15 protein-coding genes and 2 CRISPR repeat arrays are annotated in these 19,225 nt (G+C 52.9%); of the genes, 7 read left to right on the forward strand and 8 right to left on the reverse strand.

What is annotated here, in order from left to right; translation table 11 throughout:
- Window positions 1-55: 55 nt before the first annotated feature.
- Window positions 56-550 carry a leucine-responsive transcriptional regulator Lrp gene (gene lrp / locus ACOTY9_RS09100; protein ID WP_000228469.1) on the reverse strand — a complete coding sequence of 165 codons (495 nt, stop codon included), beginning with the start codon at window positions 548-550 and terminating at the stop codon, window positions 56-58.
- 544 nt (window positions 551-1,094) lie between these two features.
- On the opposite strand from lrp, the gene trxB reads away from it, so the two are divergent.
- From trxB to ACOTY9_RS09135, 7 genes are all read left to right on the forward strand, one after another.
- Window positions 1,095-2,063 carry a thioredoxin-disulfide reductase gene (gene trxB / locus ACOTY9_RS09105; protein ID WP_023332535.1) on the forward strand — a complete coding sequence of 323 codons (969 nt, stop codon included), beginning with the start codon at window positions 1,095-1,097 and terminating at the stop codon, window positions 2,061-2,063.
- Between the two features lie 114 nt (window positions 2,064-2,177).
- On the forward strand, window positions 2,178-3,944 hold the full coding sequence (gene cydD, locus ACOTY9_RS09110) for a heme ABC transporter permease/ATP-binding protein CydD (RefSeq protein ID WP_348565664.1): 1,767 nt from the start codon (window positions 2,178-2,180) through the stop codon (window positions 3,942-3,944).
- Window positions 3,944-5,665 (forward strand): heme ABC transporter ATP-binding protein/permease CydC, encoded by a 1,722-nt coding sequence (gene cydC, locus ACOTY9_RS09115; RefSeq protein ID WP_348565665.1) that lies wholly within the window; start codon window positions 3,944-3,946, stop codon window positions 5,663-5,665. The genes cydD and cydC overlap by 1 nt, the downstream gene beginning before the upstream one ends.
- Before the next feature lie 45 nt (window positions 5,666-5,710).
- A complete protein-coding gene (gene aat, locus ACOTY9_RS09120; protein ID WP_047343454.1) occupies window positions 5,711-6,415 on the forward strand; it encodes a leucyl/phenylalanyl-tRNA--protein transferase in 705 nt (234 codons plus the stop codon).
- Between the two features lie 284 nt (window positions 6,416-6,699).
- A complete protein-coding gene (gene infA / locus ACOTY9_RS09125; RefSeq protein WP_002211347.1) occupies window positions 6,700-6,918 on the forward strand; it encodes a translation initiation factor IF-1 in 219 nt (72 codons plus the stop codon).
- A 171-nt stretch (window positions 6,919-7,089) separates the two neighbouring features.
- Window positions 7,090-7,839: direct repeats of the CRISPR family, unit length 28 nt; unit sequence TTTCTAAGCTGCCTGTACGGCAGTGAAC.
- Window positions 7,840-8,075: 236 nt separating this feature from the next.
- Window positions 8,076-8,519, forward strand: a complete 444-nt coding sequence (gene parS / locus ACOTY9_RS09130) for a type II toxin-antitoxin system Xre/ParS family antitoxin (protein ID WP_248227768.1) — start codon at window positions 8,076-8,078, stop codon at window positions 8,517-8,519.
- Window positions 8,516-8,989 carry an RES family NAD+ phosphorylase gene (locus ACOTY9_RS09135; protein ID WP_121527683.1) on the forward strand — a complete coding sequence of 158 codons (474 nt, stop codon included), beginning with the start codon at window positions 8,516-8,518 and terminating at the stop codon, window positions 8,987-8,989. Before parS ends, ACOTY9_RS09135 begins: the two co-directional genes overlap by 4 nt.
- A 21-nt stretch (window positions 8,990-9,010) precedes the next feature.
- On the opposite strand, the gene cas6f is transcribed toward ACOTY9_RS09135, so the two are convergent.
- The 7 genes from cas6f to ACOTY9_RS09170 all read right to left on the reverse strand — a co-directional run bounded on the left by cas6f (window position 9,011) and on the right by ACOTY9_RS09170 (window position 19,047).
- Window positions 9,011-9,565, reverse strand: a complete 555-nt coding sequence (cas6f, locus tag ACOTY9_RS09140; protein ID WP_348565666.1) for a type I-F CRISPR-associated endoribonuclease Cas6/Csy4 — start codon at window positions 9,563-9,565, stop codon at window positions 9,011-9,013.
- Between the two features lie 9 nt (window positions 9,566-9,574).
- Window positions 9,575-10,576, reverse strand: a complete 1,002-nt coding sequence (gene csy3, locus ACOTY9_RS09145; protein WP_121527681.1) for a type I-F CRISPR-associated protein Csy3 — start codon at window positions 10,574-10,576, stop codon at window positions 9,575-9,577.
- 11 nt (window positions 10,577-10,587) lie between these two features.
- Window positions 10,588-11,523, reverse strand: coding sequence for a type I-F CRISPR-associated protein Csy2 (gene csy2 / locus ACOTY9_RS09150; protein ID WP_347484547.1), 936 nt, complete (start codon window positions 11,521-11,523; stop codon window positions 10,588-10,590).
- Window positions 11,520-12,821, reverse strand: a complete 1,302-nt coding sequence (gene csy1, locus ACOTY9_RS09155) for a type I-F CRISPR-associated protein Csy1 (RefSeq protein WP_347484545.1) — start codon at window positions 12,819-12,821, stop codon at window positions 11,520-11,522. The genes csy2 and csy1 overlap by 4 nt, the downstream gene beginning before the upstream one ends.
- 15 nt (window positions 12,822-12,836) lie before the next feature.
- Window positions 12,837-16,067: a type I-F CRISPR-associated helicase Cas3f gene (gene cas3f / locus ACOTY9_RS09160; protein ID WP_248082081.1), complete on the reverse strand. Its 3,231-nt coding sequence runs from the start codon at window positions 16,065-16,067 to the stop codon at window positions 12,837-12,839.
- Window positions 16,064-17,047: a type I-F CRISPR-associated endonuclease Cas1f gene (cas1f, locus tag ACOTY9_RS09165; protein WP_248082079.1), complete on the reverse strand. Its 984-nt coding sequence runs from the start codon at window positions 17,045-17,047 to the stop codon at window positions 16,064-16,066. Before cas1f ends, cas3f begins: the two co-directional genes overlap by 4 nt.
- A gap of 334 nt (window positions 17,048-17,381) precedes the next feature.
- Window positions 17,382-18,431: a CRISPR direct-repeat array (repeat unit 28 nt; unit sequence TTTCTAAGCTGCCTGTACGGCAGTGAAC).
- A gap of 175 nt (window positions 18,432-18,606) precedes the next feature.
- On the reverse strand, window positions 18,607-19,047 hold the full coding sequence (locus ACOTY9_RS09170) for a hypothetical protein (RefSeq protein ID WP_248082077.1): 441 nt from the start codon (window positions 19,045-19,047) through the stop codon (window positions 18,607-18,609).
- Window positions 19,048-19,225 lie beyond the last annotated feature (178 nt).

The raw sequence follows: 19,225 nt of genomic DNA on the forward strand, positions 1-19,225 counted from the left end.
TGTATGGATTAACAGGAGTGTAATCAAACTACGCTGATTTTGCACCTGTTCCGTGTTAGCGCGTCTTAATAACCAGACGATTGCTCTGTTTGACCTCTTCCATCACCACATAAGTACGGGTGTCGTTCACGCCTGGCAGACGCAGCAGGGTTTCCCCCAGCAGCTTACGGTAGGCGGACATATCAGGCACACGGGTTTTCAACAGGTAGTCGAAATCACCGGACACCAGGTGACACTCTTGAATTTCTTCAAGTTTTTGTACAGCGGCGTTAAATTGCTCAAACACATCCGGTGCACCACGATTCAGAGTAATCTCAACAAATACCAGAAGTGAGGCATCCAGATAATGCGGGTTCAGCAGAGCCGTATAGCCCTGAATAAAACCCTGTCTTTCCAGTCGGCGCACACGCTCAAGGCACGGCGTCGGGGAAAGACCCACACGTTTTGAAAGCTCGACGTTGGAAATACGCCCATCCTTTTGCAATTCATTAAGAATGTTACGATCGATACGGTCGAGATCTTTGCCAGGGCGCTTCTTGCTATCTACCATTATTATTGTCTCTCTGTATTCCTTCCCTACTCCTGCCTGGACCCTGTGCACATCACTGTTCAGAGCCTGTACCCGTTAGTCATCACATCGCCTGGTTATGTATTTGACGCGATGCGGATTCGGGTTCTATTGGTAAGAAGACCGTTGCCCGAAGGCCGTCACCGACATCACGTATGGCGTCTGTCCACGCCATGCGTAGATTTCACTGACACGGTAAAAATGGCATTTACGTGCATGCCTATGCGGCATACGGTTAACGCGGTTTTTTTTCTTCCTTGAATGTTTTCGCAAAAGCGCAGGGGATTGTCAAAGCAAAACATCGATTTTTAGTACAAGATGCCGGATATTCATTACGGAGGGGTATTAATCCTCATTTTACTGCCTTATAAACGCGCGATTTTCAGCAGCAGACGTGATAACACTGCGTCATATCCATCGGGCGTAGCTATTGCATATATCGAAAGCAAAACTCCAGTGCTCTTTTTTTACGGCAACAAATTCCCTACAATCCAGCCCATTGCCTGCCAACAACAATGGGGATCTCATGGGCACGACCAAACACAGTAAGTTGCTAATCCTTGGTTCCGGACCTGCGGGATATACCGCGGCGGTCTATGCTGCACGCGCTAACCTGCAACCGGTACTGATCACCGGTATGGAAAAAGGCGGTCAGCTGACCACCACCACAGAAGTGGAAAACTGGCCGGGCGACCCGAACGACCTGACCGGGCCGCTGCTGATGGAGCGCATGCACGAGCATGCCGCGAAATTCGAAACTGAAATCCTGTTCGACCATATCAACAAGGTCGATCTTCAGAACCGTCCGTTCCGCCTGACGGGTGACAGCGGCGAGTACACCTGTGACGCGCTGATTATCGCCACCGGCGCCTCTGCCCGCTACCTCGGCCTGCCGTCTGAAGAAGCGTTTAAAGGCCGCGGCGTCTCTGCCTGCGCAACCTGCGACGGTTTCTTCTATCGCAACCAGAAAGTCGCGGTTATCGGCGGCGGCAACACCGCCGTGGAAGAAGCGCTCTACCTGGCAAACATCGCCTCTGAAGTGCACCTGATCCACCGTCGTGACACTTTCCGCGCCGAGAAGATCCTGATCAAACGTCTGATGGATAAAGTGGCGAGCGGCAACATCGTGCTGCACACTAATCGCACCCTGGAAGAAGTAACGGGCGATCAGATGGGCGTTGCCGGACTGCGCATTCGTGACACCCAGAACACCGATAACGTCGAAACGCTGGACGTGGCTGGCCTGTTTGTGGCAATCGGTCACAGCCCGAATACCGCTATCTTCGAAGGTCAGCTGGAACTGGAAAACGGCTACATCAAGGTGCAGTCTGGTATTCACGGTAATGCAACTCAAACCAGCGTCCCTGGCGTGTTCGCTGCTGGTGATGTGATGGACCATATTTACCGTCAGGCGATCACCTCTGCGGGCACCGGCTGTATGGCCGCGCTGGACGCAGAACGCTATCTTGATGGACTGGCTGAACAAGGTAAATAATCTTTACAAGTCAGTAACAAACGTAAATAAAGGCGGCCACAGGTCGCCTTTATTTTTGCTCGCGTGTAACATGCAGATGTCTAATTTCTTATAACGTCACCTGCAAAATACGCAATGGAAAAAACCCGTCAACAAGAGTTAACACGCTGGCTGAAACAGCAAAGCGTTATTTCCCGCCGCTGGCTTACGATCTCCCGTGTTCTGGGGTTTGTCAGTGGTCTGTTGATTGTTGCCCAGGCATGGCTGCTGGCCCGCATTCTTAACCACATGATCATGGAGAACATTCCGCGCGAAGCGCTCCTGATGCCTTTTATCGTCCTGGTCCTGATTTTTATCCTGCGCGCATGGGTGGTGTGGCTGCGCGAGCGCGTCGGTTTCCATGCCGGACAGCATATCCGCTACGAGATCCGCCGTCAGGTGCTCGATCGTCTGCAGGAAGCCGGGCCCGCGTGGATCCAGGGTAAACCGGCCGGAAGCTGGGCGACGTTGATCCTTGAACAGATTGACGATATGCACGACTACTACGCACGCTATCTGCCACAGATGGCGCTTGCCGTCTTCGTTCCGCTGCTGATTGTGATCGCCATCTTCCCGGTGAACTGGATGGCTGCGCTGATCCTGATGGGCACCGCGCCACTGATTCCCCTCTTTATGGCGCTGGTCGGAATGGGTGCTGCGGATGCCAACCGCCGTAACTTCCTGGCATTGGGGCGCTTAAGCGGCCATTTCCTGGACCGTCTTCGCGGCATGGAAACATTGCGCATTTTTGGTCGTGGTGAAGCGGAAACCGAAAACATTCGTCGGGCATCGCAGGACTTCCGTCAGCGCACCATGGAGGTGTTACGCCTGGCATTCCTGTCGTCCGGCGTACTGGAGTTCTTTACCTCGCTGTCTATTGCCCTCGTGGCGGTCTACTTTGGCTTCTCCTATCTGGGCGCGCTGGATTTCGGTCATTACGGCACGGCAGTGACCCTTTCCGCCGGTTTCCTGGCGCTGATCCTGGCCCCGGAATTTTTCCAGCCGCTTCGCGACCTGGGGACGTTCTATCACGCCAAAGCGCAGGCAGTTGGCGCAGCTGATAGCCTGAAAACATTCCTGGAGACGCCGCTGGCGCATCCGGATCGGGGTGACGTGACGCTGAACAGCAAAGAGCCGGTAACCCTCGACGCGAGCGATTTCTGCATCCTCTCGCCGGAAGGGAAAGTGCTGGCAGGCCCGCTGAACTTCACCCTGCCGGCCGGAAAGCGCGTGGTGCTGGTTGGCACCAGCGGTTCCGGGAAAAGTTCTCTGCTGAATGCGTTATCCGGTTTTATGGCCTACACCGGTTCACTGCGGATCAACAAAACCGAACTGCGTCATCTCGATCCTGACGCCTGGCGTCAACAGCTCAGTTGGGTGGGGCAAAACCCACAACTGCCTGCCTCTACGCTGCGTGAAAACGTTCTGCTGGCGCGCCCGGACGCGCGTGAAGATGAACTGCAATCGGTTCTCGACCGCGCCTGGGTCAGCGAGTTTCTGCCGATGCTCCCGCAAGGTATAGATACCGTGGTCGGCGACCAGTCTGCCGGGCTGTCGGTTGGACAGGCGCAGCGCGTGGCCGTTGCCCGCGCTCTGCTTAACCCGTGCCAGCTGATGCTGCTGGATGAACCCGCAGCCAGTCTGGACGCACACAGTGAGCTGCGCGTCATGGCGGCGCTGAACGCCGCCTCCTTGCAGCAAACCACGCTGATGGTTACCCATCAGCTGGAAGGAATTGCTAACTGGGACGAGATCTGGGTGATGGAAAACGGACGTATTGTTGAACAAGGCGATTACGCCTCACTCGTTGCCGCGCAGGGGCCGTTTGCCGCCCTGCTGGCAAACCGTCAGGAGGACATCTGATGCGTGCACTGCTGCCTTATCTTGCGCTCTATAAACGCCATAAATGGATGCTGACGCTGGGGATTGTGCTGGCCATTGTGACGCTGCTCGCCAGTATCGGCCTGCTCACGCTTTCCGGCTGGTTCCTGTCGGCCTCGGCCGTGGCGGGGTTTGCCGGATTATACAGCTTCAACTATATGCTTCCGGCGGCAGGTGTTCGCGGTACAGCCATTACCCGCACGGCGGGACGCTATTTCGAGCGGTTAGTCAGCCACGACGCCACGTTCCGCGTCCTGCAGCATCTGCGTATCTACACCTTCAGCAAACTGCTGCCCCTCTCCCCTGCCGGGCTGGCGCGTTTTCGTCAGGGTGAATTACTGAACCGTGTCGTTGCGGATGTCGATACGCTGGATCACCTTTACCTGCGCGTGCTCTCCCCGATCGTGGGCGCGTTTGTGGTGATTGTGGTGGTCACGCTGGGGCTGGCTGTTCTGGATGTTCCCGTTGCGCTAACGCTCGGCGGGATCATGCTGTTAACGCTCATTATTCTGCCGCCGCTGTTTTACCGCGCCGGAAAATCCACGGGGGAAAACCTGACGCGTCTGCGCGGCGATTACCGCCAGCAGCTGACCTCCTGGCTTCAGGGGCAGGCAGAGCTGACCATTTTTGGCGCCAGCAAGCGCTATCGCGCCCGGATGGAAAGTACGGAGCTGAACTGGCACGAAGCCCAGCGCCGTCAGTCGGAACTGACGGCCTTCTCTCAGGCGCTGATGATGTTGATCGGCGGCGTGGCGGTGATTGCCATGCTGTGGCTGGCTTCCGGCGGAGTTGGCGGTAATCCTCAGCCAGGTCCGCTTATTGCCCTCTTCGTTTTCTGCGCACTGGCCGCTTTTGAAGCGCTGGCACCGGTAACGGGCGCTTTCCAGCATCTTGGTCAGGTGATCGCCTCTGCCCTGCGCATCACACAGATTGCCGAGCAGGAGCCTGAGGTAACGTTCAGCGCAGCGCAGACCGCGGTGCCTGAGCAGGTGACGCTGACGCTTGATGACGTGACCTTCGCCTATGACAAACAGGCGCAGAATGCGCTGGAAGGTATCACTCTGTCAGTTGATGCGGGGCAGCGGATTGCGATCCTTGGCCGCACCGGCTGCGGTAAATCGACGCTGCTACAGTTGTTGACCCGCGCCTGGGATCCGCAGCGCGGCCAGATTCGCTTCAATAATACGTTGCTGACAGATTTCAGCGAGCAGGCGCTACGTAAGACCGTCAGCGTCGTTCCACAGCGTGTGCATCTGTTTAGCGCCACCCTGCGCGATAACCTGTTACTGGCCGCGCCGGAGGCTTCGGACGACGCGCTTCGCGCCACGCTGGAACAGGTCGGGCTGCAAAAACTGCTTGAGGACGACGGGCTGAACAGCTGGCTGGGTGAAGGCGGTCGTCAGCTCTCCGGTGGAGAACTGCGTCGTCTGGCGATTGCGCGTGCGCTGCTGCATGATGCACCGCTGATGCTGCTCGACGAACCGACTGAAGGACTGGATGCGACGACTGAGAGTCAAATCCTTGATTTACTGGCGAATGTGATGACAGGGAAAACCGTGCTGATGGTCACACACCGCCTGCGTGGACTGGCAAGTTTTGACCGGATAATTGTGATGGACAACGGACACATTATTGAGCAAGGTAGTCACGCAGAGCTGTTGACGAAACAGGGTCGCTACTACCAGTTTAAACAGCGTCTGTAGACTATATTTGTAGCGTCCTCACTCGCGTACTGGAGTTTTGCTGTCATGCGCCTGGTCCAGCTTTCTCGTCATAACATTGCGTTCCCGTCGCCGGAGGGAGCGCTACGTGAGCCCAATGGGCTGCTGGCCCTGGGTGGGGACCTCAGCCCTGCACGGCTCTTGATGGCTTACCAGCGCGGCATCTTCCCGTGGTTTTCTCCCGGCGACCCGATTTTATGGTGGTCGCCCGATCCGCGCGCCGTGCTGTGGCCAGCGCAGTTTCACCTCAGCCGCAGCATGAAGCGTTTCCATGCCAAATCCCCGTATCGCGTCACCCTCAATCACGCGTTTGGTCAGGTCATTGAAGGCTGTGCGCAAGACCGCTATGAAGGGACGTGGATAACCCGCGATATTATTACCGCCTACCACCAGCTTCATGAGCTTGGCTACGCTCACTCCATCGAAGTATGGGAAGACGGCATACTCGTCGGCGGCATGTACGGCGTGGCGCAAGGGACGCTGTTTTGCGGCGAGTCGATGTTCTCTCGCGCGGTGAACGCCTCGAAAACCGCGCTGCTCATTTTCTGCCAGGAATTCGCGCAACGCGGCGGAAACCTGATCGATTGTCAGGTCCTCAATGAGCATACGGCCTCCCTCGGCGCCGTTGAGATCCCGCGACGCCAGTACATCGAGCATCTGGATGCCAGCCGCCAGCAGAAGCTCCCGCGCGACTTCTGGATACCGAGAACGCTCTTTATGCCCAATGCCTAAATGTTTTCCGCATATTTTTTGTGAGGGTGTTATAATTATGCCGCAGAGTAGCTTCTGCCTGTTGCCCCGCCGCCGTTTGGGACCTTCGCTTCAGATAACGTCCTGACGTTTATCCTGTTGTATCCCCTTTACGAATGCGCTTTCCGTTCGGTTGTACCGTGACGCTTGGGCAATGCGCCGAAACTGTTTTGCTGCGTTTTAAACGCGCAATTCTTTACTTAATTGATGAATTTCGGCATTATCTTGCCGGTTCAAAACTTGGTAGTGATACCCCAGAGGATTAGATGGCCAAAGAAGACAATATTGAAATGCAGGGTACCGTACTTGATACGTTGCCTAACACCATGTTTCGCGTAGAGCTGGAAAACGGTCACGTGGTAACTGCGCACATCTCCGGTAAAATGCGCAAAAACTATATCCGCATTTTAACGGGCGACAAAGTGACTGTTGAACTGACCCCGTACGACCTGAGCAAAGGCCGCATTGTCTTCCGTAGTCGCTAATTGTTTTCGCCTGTAATGGCAGATGAATATTAAATAAGGCCGGGATTTTCCCGGCCTTATTTTTTTGTGGTGCAGTCGATTATTTGAACAATTATTTGGCGGTTCGTATCAGCTGCGGGGCTGTCTGCTCGACAGTGTAGAAAGTTAGGAGGGGAGTCCTTATTTTCTATTTTGATAAGCTGCGTGTACGGCAGTGGAATGCGCAAGTGAATGCATTGTTTTCCCTTTCGTTTTCTAAGCTGCCTGTACGGCAGTGCACGAGCAAAAGCCACCGGTACGCTGCTGGTAGGTTTTCTAAGCTGCCTGTACGGCAGTGAACACAGCCAGAATAACAGCTCGTCATGTTCCATGCTTTCTAAGCTGCCTGTACGGCAGTGAACATAACCCAGGCTTTCCAGGTCAGTTTGTACAATTTCTAAGCTGCCTGTACGGCAGTGAACCGACAAGATGTCAGTTTTAATTGACGACTGCGTTTCTAAGCTGTCTGTACGGCAGTGAACTTGACGCTGACGCGACCCTGTCCGAGTTGAAATTTCTAAGCTGCCTGTACGGCAGTGAACCGCAGGTAAATCACCAGACTTCCACATCTTACTTTCTAAGCTGCCTGTACGGCAGTGAACAGGGTAAGAATTTGCTAGGGCCCGCAGGAGCTTTTCTAAGCTGCCTGTACGGCAGTGAACATTACGCTGACAGCAATCTCATCAGAAGTTAACTTTCTAAGCTGCCTGTACGGCAGTGAACGCTTATAAGGGGATTTTATGGCACTTGAAGACTTTCTAAGCTGCCTGTACGGCAGTGAACAGAAGACACAGACAGTCAGCGATACAAAATATTTTCTAAGCTGCCTGTACGGCAGTGAACTGTATCTACCGTAACTCACGCCAACTCGCCAATTTCTAAGCTGCCTGTACGGCAGTGAACTCAAATAATATCCCCACACCATTATGATTTTCATACAAAAAAAGCTAAAAACCCTTCTTTTACCCTCTTTTTTACCCCCTCAAAATATCCATTTAAAATCAATACCTTACAAACTCACTAAAAATTAGGGTCAAACGCCCTTCTTCTTATACCCCCTGCATAAAAAACATCCATTTCATTCATTATGACAAATGACTATACTTAGCCATGACAAATGACATCACCCAGGAGGCAACATGAGAACATGGATCCCCGCGCAGAAACCTGCTGATAACGCGCTTTGGCGGTACGCCGGTTTACCTGCGAACAGAGGTATGCGGCTAATCGAATTTCTCAATCAGGGATTACCCGTCAGCGTCCTCGACAATATTCATGAGTGGACGGCGATGTCGAAAGCGGACATTTTGCGCGTCACCGGAATTAATGAACGTAACGTGGCCCGCCGCAAAAGCGCGGGACGGACGCTGACGCCGGATGAAAGCGAACGCGTGGCCCGTTTCGTTCGGGTGCTGGATGCTGCTGTCGACTATTTTGGCAGTAAAGAAGAGGCATGGAACTGGCTGCAGGCACCTGTGCGCGGGCTAGGAAATGTTGCCCCTATCGACCTGATCGCGACCGAAACCGGTGCACTGGAAGTCACCGACTTGATTGGTCGACTCGAACATGGTGTGTTCGCATGATTTTTTATCGACTGGTAACGGGGCGCTATGCCAGCGAAGCGTGGAGCGGAAGTGGTGCAAACCAGTATGGCGGGCGGTGGAATCATAAAGGCCATCCAGCTGTGTATGTGTCCACCTCCATTTCACTGGCCTCACTGGAGATTTTGGTGCACGTTCGAAAAGATACTGTACTGAATCAGTACCAGCTTTTCAGCATTGATATCCCGGATGACCAGATTGATTACCTGGATAAAGCGTGGCTCCCCGAGGACTGGCAGGAAAATCCGGCCCCCGTATCAACGATGGATCTGGGAACCGGTTGGTTGCAGGCTAAAAGCGCCCTCGCGCTCATCTTACCCTCCTGCATCATTCCTTATGAAAACAATGCCATCCTTAACCCCTTACATCCGTCCTTCCACACGGCGCTGAATTCTGTTCAGCAACTGCCCTTTAATTTTGATACCCGCCTGGCTGAAAAAACCGCACCCTGAGCGCGGATGCGGTTAAGCTTCTCAGAACCAGGGAACCGTTGCCGTCGCGCTGAGTCCGTAGGTCGTAAATATTCCGGAGACAGGCGCAGAGAGCACATCACCATGGAGAATAAAGAGCTTAAAAGACTGGCCTGTTGAGAGACTGCGCAAGTTAAGCCAGGGTAAATCCGTCCTCGCCTCCTGCATCGTCAGAAGACGCTGCTGCGCCTCCTCCTCCGTTAGCCATCCTTTTTTTACCGAGCGTTGCATCAGACGCTGCGCGCTGCTTTTCACCTGGACGCGGCTCACGCAGCGCCACTGCTTGACGACAGGCACGGGCTGGATGTCCGAAGACATGCAGTAGTCGCTCAATCCTTTTCGCCACACCAGTGATTCGAGTTCGCTTAACGCCGGGTGAGTACCGTGCAGGCGTAACACCGGGCCGGGCTTGATGCCATGCGCAGGGAAGCTAATACCAATATCCCCCTGCCCCCGCTGGCCCAACGCACGATGCAGTTTAGCCATCAGCGCCGCCATCAGCATTTCCTCGTTGAACTCCGGGTCGGGCAGGACACGGATCTCAAGATAGTGATCCATCACGATTCCTCAATCATCCTTTCCACCAAATACACCACCACGGATCAGCACAGCCATCACGTAATGCTGTTGCTCAACATCTGGTTTTTGTTTTTTCGTCACCCAGTTATTGAGAAGTGTATAAAAGTCCATTTTGCCAATGGGCTGACGACAAGCTACACCACGAGTAGTGACAGAGCCATAGGGCTCAACGGCAATCGCACCAAATTCTGCGACGTGTGGATGCCAGCTGTCGATGGTACGGATCGCATTGCCAATTTTTTGGGAGTGCATTCCTGCCACACTATCCACCTGGTATAGAACACGACTTTTATTGTTATTGCTGTCTAGTACAAGCTCCTGCGAAGGAAAAATCTCTTGCCCTGCGCCAAGAAGCACCTGCGCCTCAACACTCAGCAGGACAAATCCATCACCTTTTAGCCCTTTTTCAATTTCAAGCGCCAGTTCGTCAAGTTGCTTATCGCTGGCAGAAAAATTGTGCAACGAATAATCAAACGCATCAAACGACCATGACCCGCAGCCAGTGATTTTTACGACAATTTTTTCAGCACCGACGCGGTTACGCCATAAAAAGCGACCGTTTGCCAGATTGATTGCATAACGACGAGCCAGTTCAGAAAAACCATGCTCATCGGTATAGTCATCAATCACCTGTTTAAGTGCGTTATGATAAACACGATCATCGCATAAAGAAGGCGTGGACAAATTACCCAGAATGCGCAGTGTAAATTTCACCATTAACGTGTCAGCGTCTGCTGGTAGTGCTGCTACATCCACTCGCTGAAGGTTTGCTTTTGTAATATCAGCATCTAATTTAGTTGGATCATTTGTTGTGGGATGGTGCAAACGATTAGAAATAGTGCCACGCACTGCTTTTTCCTTAACGCGAATCGGTTCCCAATTCTCACCCTCCCAGCATCCTGAATACATCACCGCATCCGACGTTGCCAATTTACGTTCGAACGCAAGTACCATTCCTTTTTTCTTATCTGCTTTTGAAACCTTTGCCATATTCATTCCTTTTAATTTAAATGCTCAAATGCCACTGGCGCGCCCGCGCCCTGACAGTAATAACCCGTTTCTGTCGTTCGGTAACGCCAAAAAATATCCTCAAGAGACCGGATTTTATGCACCCCACACCATTCACCTATGCCATACACCGCTTCAGCAAACGCGAAGGGTATTTCTGCATCTCGCACTGGAGTTATAGAGCCAGGAGCATAAATTTCTGAGATACGCTGATAACCAGTCATTATTGGCACCAGATAACCGGAATTGGGCTTAGGAACATGTTGCCATCTGGCCGAGTCGCCTTCGTGGATATCTCCCTCTTCTGGCGTTTCGGCCTGCATTTTTAACGAAGCAAAGTCGAGCCAGGCGTCAAGAAGCGTGGCATTTGGGTCGTTTTTCAGAAGCGTTTGATGATGCTCACCCAGCCAGCTACTGCGATCGCGCAAGGTAAAGCCCGGCATCAATTGCCACTGTAATCGACTAATTTCCTGACCGCTGGTGGGCATCGCCATAACTGAAATACACTCAATATTGGTGATCATTCCGCCTGCCAACCTGAGGGTTGGGTACACCTGTGAAAGAAACGCTGCGAGGTCACGCTGCCCGTATTCACCGTTAGGGATTTCGCCGTGACATTCCAGCAGTAATGAAACGGTTAAGTGCATGCGACCTTCCTCATTGAAGGGTGCAATTTCCCCTTTATGGTTCAGTGGGTTACGGGTCAGAGAGAAATGGTAATCATAATTGGACCTGTGCGCATGAATCTGTTGCTCGTGACTCACAACCGCACAGCCATCAATTTTTAACCCGTGTGTTTCCATCAAGTTGCGAGATAACGCATGGGAAAATCCCATAAAATGGGTGATTGCAGGAAATCCATACGTAAGGCCAGCAACAGTATTTGCATTTTCAATTTTGATACGACGAAGTAGGATTAACGAACTCATTTCAGAGCCTCCCGGACAATTTTCTCCATGTCTCGCAGGTTCATGCGCAAATGTGTACGTGATTCCCAAACACGCTTTTCCACTTCCCCCACATCAGGCAGTGTCTTTCTCAGACGTGCATTGAGCCAGAGGGCAAAATCTTCCGCCACAGCGTCCTGCCAGTCGTCTTTTTCTCGTTCAAGACGGAAGGCTTCGTCTGTTTTTGTGCGCCAGGGATCGAGCCAGAGCTGCTGATGGGATTTAAGAACAGGGCATTTAAGCGTCCAATTTTGCCATTTTTCAGACTGGAGTTTTGTTGATATTTCAAACAAGAGATCAATAAGCTGATCAATGCATTCATCGCGATCGTCGCGAATTTTAACGTTTTTACCGGGACGATTTATGACGGTAAGCATGCGTTGAACGATGCCGTAAGCTTTACGATCAAACTCTTCACCAAACTTAAAGATTGAACGGACTTCAGTCGGCGTTTTTTCAACTTGCGTCCATTGCGGCGGCTGGCAGGAAAGTAGCCAGATCCCCCCTCTTCTCACGCTATTGAAATACGAAACATTCTGCTTGTTGGAGCCTCCAAAACGCATTTCTGCTGAATTTGGAAATATTGTCAGCGGAATGGGATGCCACGTTTTCTTACTGTGAGCTTTCCATATAGCTTTAGCCTCTTCGCTAAAGCGCACGGCAGCCATTTTCTGATACAGGACGTGAGCCAACGAAGTGGCAAAGAGCGGGCTTAATAGGTGGTAATCATCACCAACAGGGAAATAACTTTGCTTCGCCAACACGTGCGAAACAGGTTTTCCTGGAATCAAAGTTCGTGAGAATCCGGCAATCCATTCATTCAACTGATTAGCATCATCGGTGAAAGTGGCGAGCGCTCTGTGATCGCCACGCTGAAAACTAGCCAATAGAGAATCGCCATCTTCGACTCGAGCCTGTAGCAACTTTGCTACATCCATAACAGCAGCGTTGCCCACCGCATCCGATTCCAGACCTGACAACGCGGCGGTGCTGAGATACCCTTCCTGCGCCACTGCCTCGCTGTAAATACTGCTACTTTTTGAATCCCCGTGGGTAAATTTCGCCGCATGGGTCACGAGGTTAATTTGTCCGGCTCGCTTCGCTGCATCCGTCAGCCATGCTTTCGGCTCATAGCGACGTTCCAGTTCCCGGCGTTCTGCCGCAAGCGTTGCGCTATCTTCGCTGCGCTTTGCGGCCGCTTTATCAAATGCTTCCAGCTTTGCTTGCCGTCGACCGGCTATATACTCAGCAAGGAAAGCGCTTAGTGCTTCAACTGACATACTCGCTCCTGACTCTTAGAGATATTCCCTGAACACACCCAATGCGGGGTGATACAACCATTTCTCTGTTTCCTCCTCCCGGGTCACTCTCAACGTAATTTCGCCATACCGTCGAGACACCGCAGCCAGCTCCATCTGCTTCGTCTCGGCCAGCGCCTGTAATACCTCGCCATAATCAATCGCCATCCACGGCGCTACTCCCTCAGCCATCAACAACGGCTGTTCGCAAAACCCTCCCGCAGGTTTTAACACCCCGTTTTCCTGCATCAGGCAAAACTCAGGTTCATCGTCTTCCTCTTCCATACGCAAAAAGAAAGTTTCCTGCGGTGAAGCACGGCGAAAAGGGGTCCGCCGCTGCAACTCACCGTTCCACGTGAGCGGCAGCCGCCACCAGGACGCAGCGACCACATCTGATTTATCGCCGCTGTCCAGCAGCGCGGTCCGTAAACGAGTGTGCTCCAGCGCCGCCAGCGCATTGCCGGGCAAATCCTCAACAATGCGTGGGCTCGCATTGATCATGCGATAGCCTTCTTCAGTAAGAAGTTCATTAAGGTCATGATGAGCCAGCGGATGCTGCTCGGTTTCAAAACCGGGTCGGCAGTAGGCAATCTTTTCTCCGCGAAGCGCACGTATGTTGCGTTGGAGAATCACCAGATTTTCGCGCTCAGGGACACTCTGACGATGGCGCTGAATACGCCCCGCAAACTGAATAAGTGAACGCATCGAGCTCGGCTCGATAATCCCCCAGTCGGCATCGAAATCGCGCCCGACTTCGAGAACGGATGTTCCGAGCACGACAAAGAGGTGGTGCTGTTCTGGTGACATCAGCGCCCGCTTAACTTCAGGCAATTCCCAAACCTGCTCCGGTTCGTGGCGCGTGAACGCGGCGTCGAGTCGTTTTTCAATCGCCGCGCGCACCGCCAGCGGGTGCTGGCTGTGGTACACGCAGTAATGAATGCGGTAATTGTCCGGAGAAGGTAACGCCATCAGCGCTTGCGCGACGGCAACCAGCGGGTTGATGTTCGCCATCCGCACCAGACCAAACGACACGGTTTTGCCGCTTTTATGCGTGCTGCGATGATCGCCGTCCAGCACGATCATCTGCTCGTATAACGTCTGTGCCAGCGAAGAGACAACATCGGCCGCGCGGGAAGAGAGCGGTTCAATGGCGGCCAGTTTACCCAGACGAAGCCAGGGCTGGTCTGGCAGATGTTTAATCCGCTGCCTGACAAAATCGCCATGCGCCTGCCGAAATTGAGCATCGTCGGCCACATCCTGTGACTGCGCGCCATACTCATCAAACCAGGCGCAGCAGATACTCATCGGTCTGTCCGACTGACCGCACGCAGCCTGCCAGGCTCTGCGCCCTTCCCGATAGGCTTCAAATAGCGCTTCCGTTAACGCGGGAGGCAGCGTTGCGGAGGAAAGCAGCACGCGGGCACCGAGCATGCCCGCCCAGTTCACCAGCCGACACAGGGCGGGCAAATCATCGACGTCAAAATCATCAGGCTCATCAAGTACCAGATCGCTGGTCAGCAGGCGCAGCATGGCGGGGATCTGTCTGCCACCGCGCACGCCTTCCGTAGCAGGCATCAGATGATCGATGGTGGTGACCAGTACAGGCGCACTGACCAGGCGATTTAGCGCCGGTTCTTTCACCAGCCACTGCTGAGCAATCCCGTGACTGGTCGCCCCTTCGTAATGCACATAGTGATGGCTGGCGAATAACGTTTCGTCGCTGGCGCTGCTGGAATCGTCAGCATCATTGCCCTGATATAACTCCTTCACTGCTGCGGCACCGGTCAGCACGGCCAGCGTGTCATCATCCAGCCCCAGACGCGACTGTAGCGCCTGACCCGTTTGCAGCGTCAGCGTGCGTAACCCCAACGCCACGCTAAAACGACATCCTGTCTGTTCATCTGCCAGCGCGTACATGATCCGGGCATTCGCAAAGGTTTTCCCGCATCCGGTCGAGGCCATATTGATGCCGAAAAAGCCCTGCTCTTCACTCTTCTCGCGCAGGGAGGACGCCACGTCCCACGCCCTGTTTTGCCAGTTAAAACGCGGATCTTTCGCCCTTTCCCGAAACGTTTTATGCCGGGCGATGGCAGGCAATGAACGGCGCAACGCCGGAAGAGAACGCCCCATCAACAGCGCCAGATGCGCGACGCCGACATTGTGTTCATCCAGCTTTTGCTTAAGCTGCCCGGACTGGCGGTCGCTGTTGGCCCAGCACTGGACGGCATCATCCTGCCATCCGGAATAAGCCGGTTGAGAGGAGTAAACGTGATCGGCCAACATCAGAGACAGGCGGGCAAGATGAAGAGTAAAGAGATTATCCAGCGATCCCGCATGAAGCAGCGCGGGCAGGTTACGGATGCGTTTACCAATCTGCCGGGCCTTCTCGCGCCAGGTTTTACTTTTTAGCGGCGTACCGTGAGGGAATTTCCAGACATTTTTAAAATCGCGCGCTTTCCACGGATGTTTTTCGGTGGATTTATGATTAAGCGAGTTCCAGTCTGCGTTCAGCTGTTTCTCAAACCAGCCTTCGCAATAGATCAGTTGAGGACGAGTCGAATGCGACTGCGGTAAACGGTGATGCGACAATATCAGCCATACCACCACTTTCGCCAGAGGCGGGAGGTTCCCCAAAAGGCTGCAGTTCTTGTCTGTGTCCATCTTCAGCGCGTTGAGCATGGCCTTTTCGTCAGCGGCTTTAAGCTGCGTCAACGATGTCAGCCACTGCGCATCGGATTGCTCCCCCACAAAGGCCTCAAACAGACGAACCGAGATCCATTCATGACGATACGGCTGACAGACGTGCTTACTTTCCCCTTTAAGCGTCTGCTGGAAGCACATCCCCGCTTTACCAAAATCATGAAACAGCGCGGCGATCGCCGCCAGCAGGGCGATGCTTTCCGCACTTTGCCAGCGATGTTCGCTGTCATTACGGATAATTTGCAGGGTCGTGCGATTGGTTGGCACGCGCCCTTGCGCGTTAAAGCGTCGCAAATTCCCGACTATCCACAGCAGCTCGGTTTGTCCGTTTTTTTTCAACCAGTGGCAGGCTACGGCGGTGTTGCGGCGTGCCGTTTTACGCAGCAGCTTGCGCAGGGTGGTGACGCCTTCCATGGTTATCGTCGTCTGCCACGCCGCGTCTCCGGTGCGCTCAGCAAACTGATCGATAATCTGGCAGCTTTGCTCGCGCGCACGTTTGGTACATCGAGAGATAATCAGCACATTCATTTTTCGACGCCCGCCAGCAAGTGCGAGGTTTCCTGCAAGGTGGCGATCATCACATCCAGCGCATCAGCCTGTTGAAACGCGTTGATGCAGCGCTGGCGAAACTGCTGATTATCCTCCCCCTGCATTGCGGCGATAAATGCCTGCGGCATAATCAAAGCGTCTTTGATTAAATCAGCAATATCAAAGACCAGTCCTCCGCGTCGGGTTTTACCGTGCATTACGGCCAGACCATGCGGAATTCCCGTCACCCAGGCCGCGATAGCCGCCAGCCCGTAGGCCAGGTAGTTGCCCTGATCGAGAAAACGGTTCGCCATATCCGCCCCGCCACCCCGTTTGGCGCGAGTAAAGCAGCCGTAGCCCACGGTCTGGCTGGCCAGTTTATAGAGTGATTTTGTGAGCTGCGCTTCCCGGAGCATCAGCGAGGTATGATCCTGTGCGTTTTCCATGCCCTGTCTGGCACGTTCCAGAATAGCTTCCAGCGTGCCCTTATCAGGCTGAAAAGCAGTTTCTCGCTGCATCCGCACTCCCGCCCACTGCGTTTCGATTTGCTGTAAACGAATAAACTGAAACTGCTTTGCCGCCTGCAGGCGTTTTTCTTCATCAAACCAGAATGAGACCCAGTTTTGTAAATATGCCGTCGGACGATATTCGCTTTGCGGGCTGAGCCAGGAGACGTCAATATCCACCTCGTTCGCAGAATAAAGTGGCGTGCCATCGGTTCCACAAAAACCGACCATCACCCCTGCCCGCGCAAATTCCCGCATTGCCATTTGAGTAACGGAGGTTCCCATTCCCAGCATCACCGCCGTAGTATTCGCGATAGGAATATTCCAGTAAAACGACTCTTTTCCTTCCTGGGTAACATATTCAACACGGCCACCATTCACCTGAATGCGACATTTTTCCAGGTAATAAATATTGGCACGCTTTGAATGCAGAATGGTTTTTAAGTCTGTAGGAGTGATGCTGTTTACGGACATAGCAAGGGCTTTTATTTCAAGGTGTTGAATGTGCAGTATGTTAGCGAAGAATGAATGAAAACAAATGTGACGGACATCAAATGAATAATAATCATCGTGGTAATAAAGTGGGAAATCATGTTTTCATGACAATATATTATTTTTACGAATAATATATTTGCTGGAATATAATTTATGCGTGAATAGGTTTTTTATCTATTGTGAAAATAGAGAGTGCAGATTGGATGGTATAAGGTTTTAAATAGGTTTGGTGAATATTACAGTGGGTTGGTTTGAGAGGTACTGCCTGTGCGGCAGTGAACGCAGATATCCCGGGATCGGATCGCGTCAGCATTTTCTAAGCTGCCTGTACGGCAGTGAACGCTTTGCCGGCACTCACAGGAACTTCAATAACTTTCTAAGCTGCCTGTACGGCAGTGAACCATTGTCGCACCAGCCTGGCCGACATAGTTCATTTCTAAGCTGCCTGTACGGCAGTGAACTTCTTCGAACCAGCAGTTGAGCCAGTACCCAATTTCTAAGCTGCCTGTACGGCAGTGAACAAAAACGTCGGCAAGCTGTGCGAGGGGAGAAATTTCTAAGCTGCCTGTACGGCAGTGAACAGTGGTCAATGTAGCCAGGCACAGAGTAAACCTTTCTAAGCTGCCTGTACGGCAGTGAACAGGTGCGCATATGCGTATTCTGAGGCTGATATTTTCTAAGCTGCCTGTACGGCAGTGAACCTCGCCAAGATGCGCAAGAGTGGGGAAGTAATTTTCTAAGCTGCCTGTACGGCAGTGAACCAACGTGGGACGGCCAGCCGGTCAACATGGTCTTTCTAAGCTGCCTGTACGGCAGTGAACATATACCACCAGCAAGGCTATTCATGTGTCCCATTTCTAAGCTGCCTGTACGGCAGTGAACGTTGAAGATAAAACATGCAGGCCGAATGGACTTTTCTAAGCTGCCTGTACGGCAGTGAACCGCGGGCGCGTTGAGCCCGCTTTCTCTCTTTATTTCTAAGCTGCCTGTACGGCAGTGAACACATGATGGCATCCACTGGTTGCCAGTTTAGTTTTCTAAGCTGCCTGTACGGCAGTGAACGGCGCTGCGCGTTTATGACCAGTTGCGCGACATTTCTAAGCTGCCTGTACGGCAGTGAACTCTGCGTCAGAGCAATGGCTGTGCCGCTCGCCTTTTCTAAGCTGCCTGTACGGCAGTGAACATTTCTGAAAATTATCCCAAACGAGACGGTAATTTCTAAGCTGCCTGTACGGCAGTGAACGGTTCGTTCACTGGCCGTGATGGTCGGTCTTGTTTCTAAGCTGCCTGTACGGCAGTGAACGTCCGTGATCTACGTTGTACGTAGCGCACCATTTTCTAAGCTGCCTGTACGGCAGTGAACTGGAAGAAAACAGCGCTATCTTATTGTTATTAAGGCAACTACGCAACGTTAACAGGCAAAACCCTTTTTCTGCAACGTAAAAGCAAACATTATAAATCAATGAGTTATAAAGCATCTCAAAAAAAGGGTTTCTCCGTTGTCGCCAGGGGACAGCCCCTGGCGGTGTGCACTCCACTCAAGAAATAACAGAATTTCCCGTTCCAGCATCATGAGGAGATACCACATCTGCCGCCATTGAATGCGTGATGTCATGCAGTAATCCCGTCAGGTGTGGCAACATATCGCGGTCAAAATGCGATACCAGCAGCACATGGTTTAATGCCCGGCAGTAGTCGCATTTCGTTTCTGTATCTTCCAGCAGCCACTCTTTTTGTCGCGGTTCTTCCGCTTCGTGCTCAAATTCCACCACCTGAAAGTCACGCATTGATTCTGTGAGGCCGGTTTTCATTTCTTCCAGGTATGCACCAAGGCAACGGCACACGGGCTGCGTCTGCGGGAGTGATTTGCAGTCGAGGAGGATTTCGGTGAGTAGTTTGCAGCGCTCAGCAAGGGTTGGAAGATCGGGATTGAGGGAGAGTTCGGTGTAGAGTTGGGTGAAGCCATTAATATCAGTCATATGTGATCCTTTATGCACGCAAGATTGTCTGTGCACACGCTTTCAGGACGCCAATCCCGACACCTGATTTTGCAGGTGCGCCGCCATTTTATTACTGTGGATTCATCCAGCAACAGACATCGAAAGAAACTGGAAAGCGCCTCGCAAAATTCCTCTGCGGCCTGATGCCCTCACCCCG

This window comes from Enterobacter cloacae complex sp. SHL012, from assembly GCF_049237505.1.
GTDB classification, from domain to species: Bacteria; Pseudomonadota; Gammaproteobacteria; order Enterobacterales; family Enterobacteriaceae; genus Enterobacter; species Enterobacter kobei.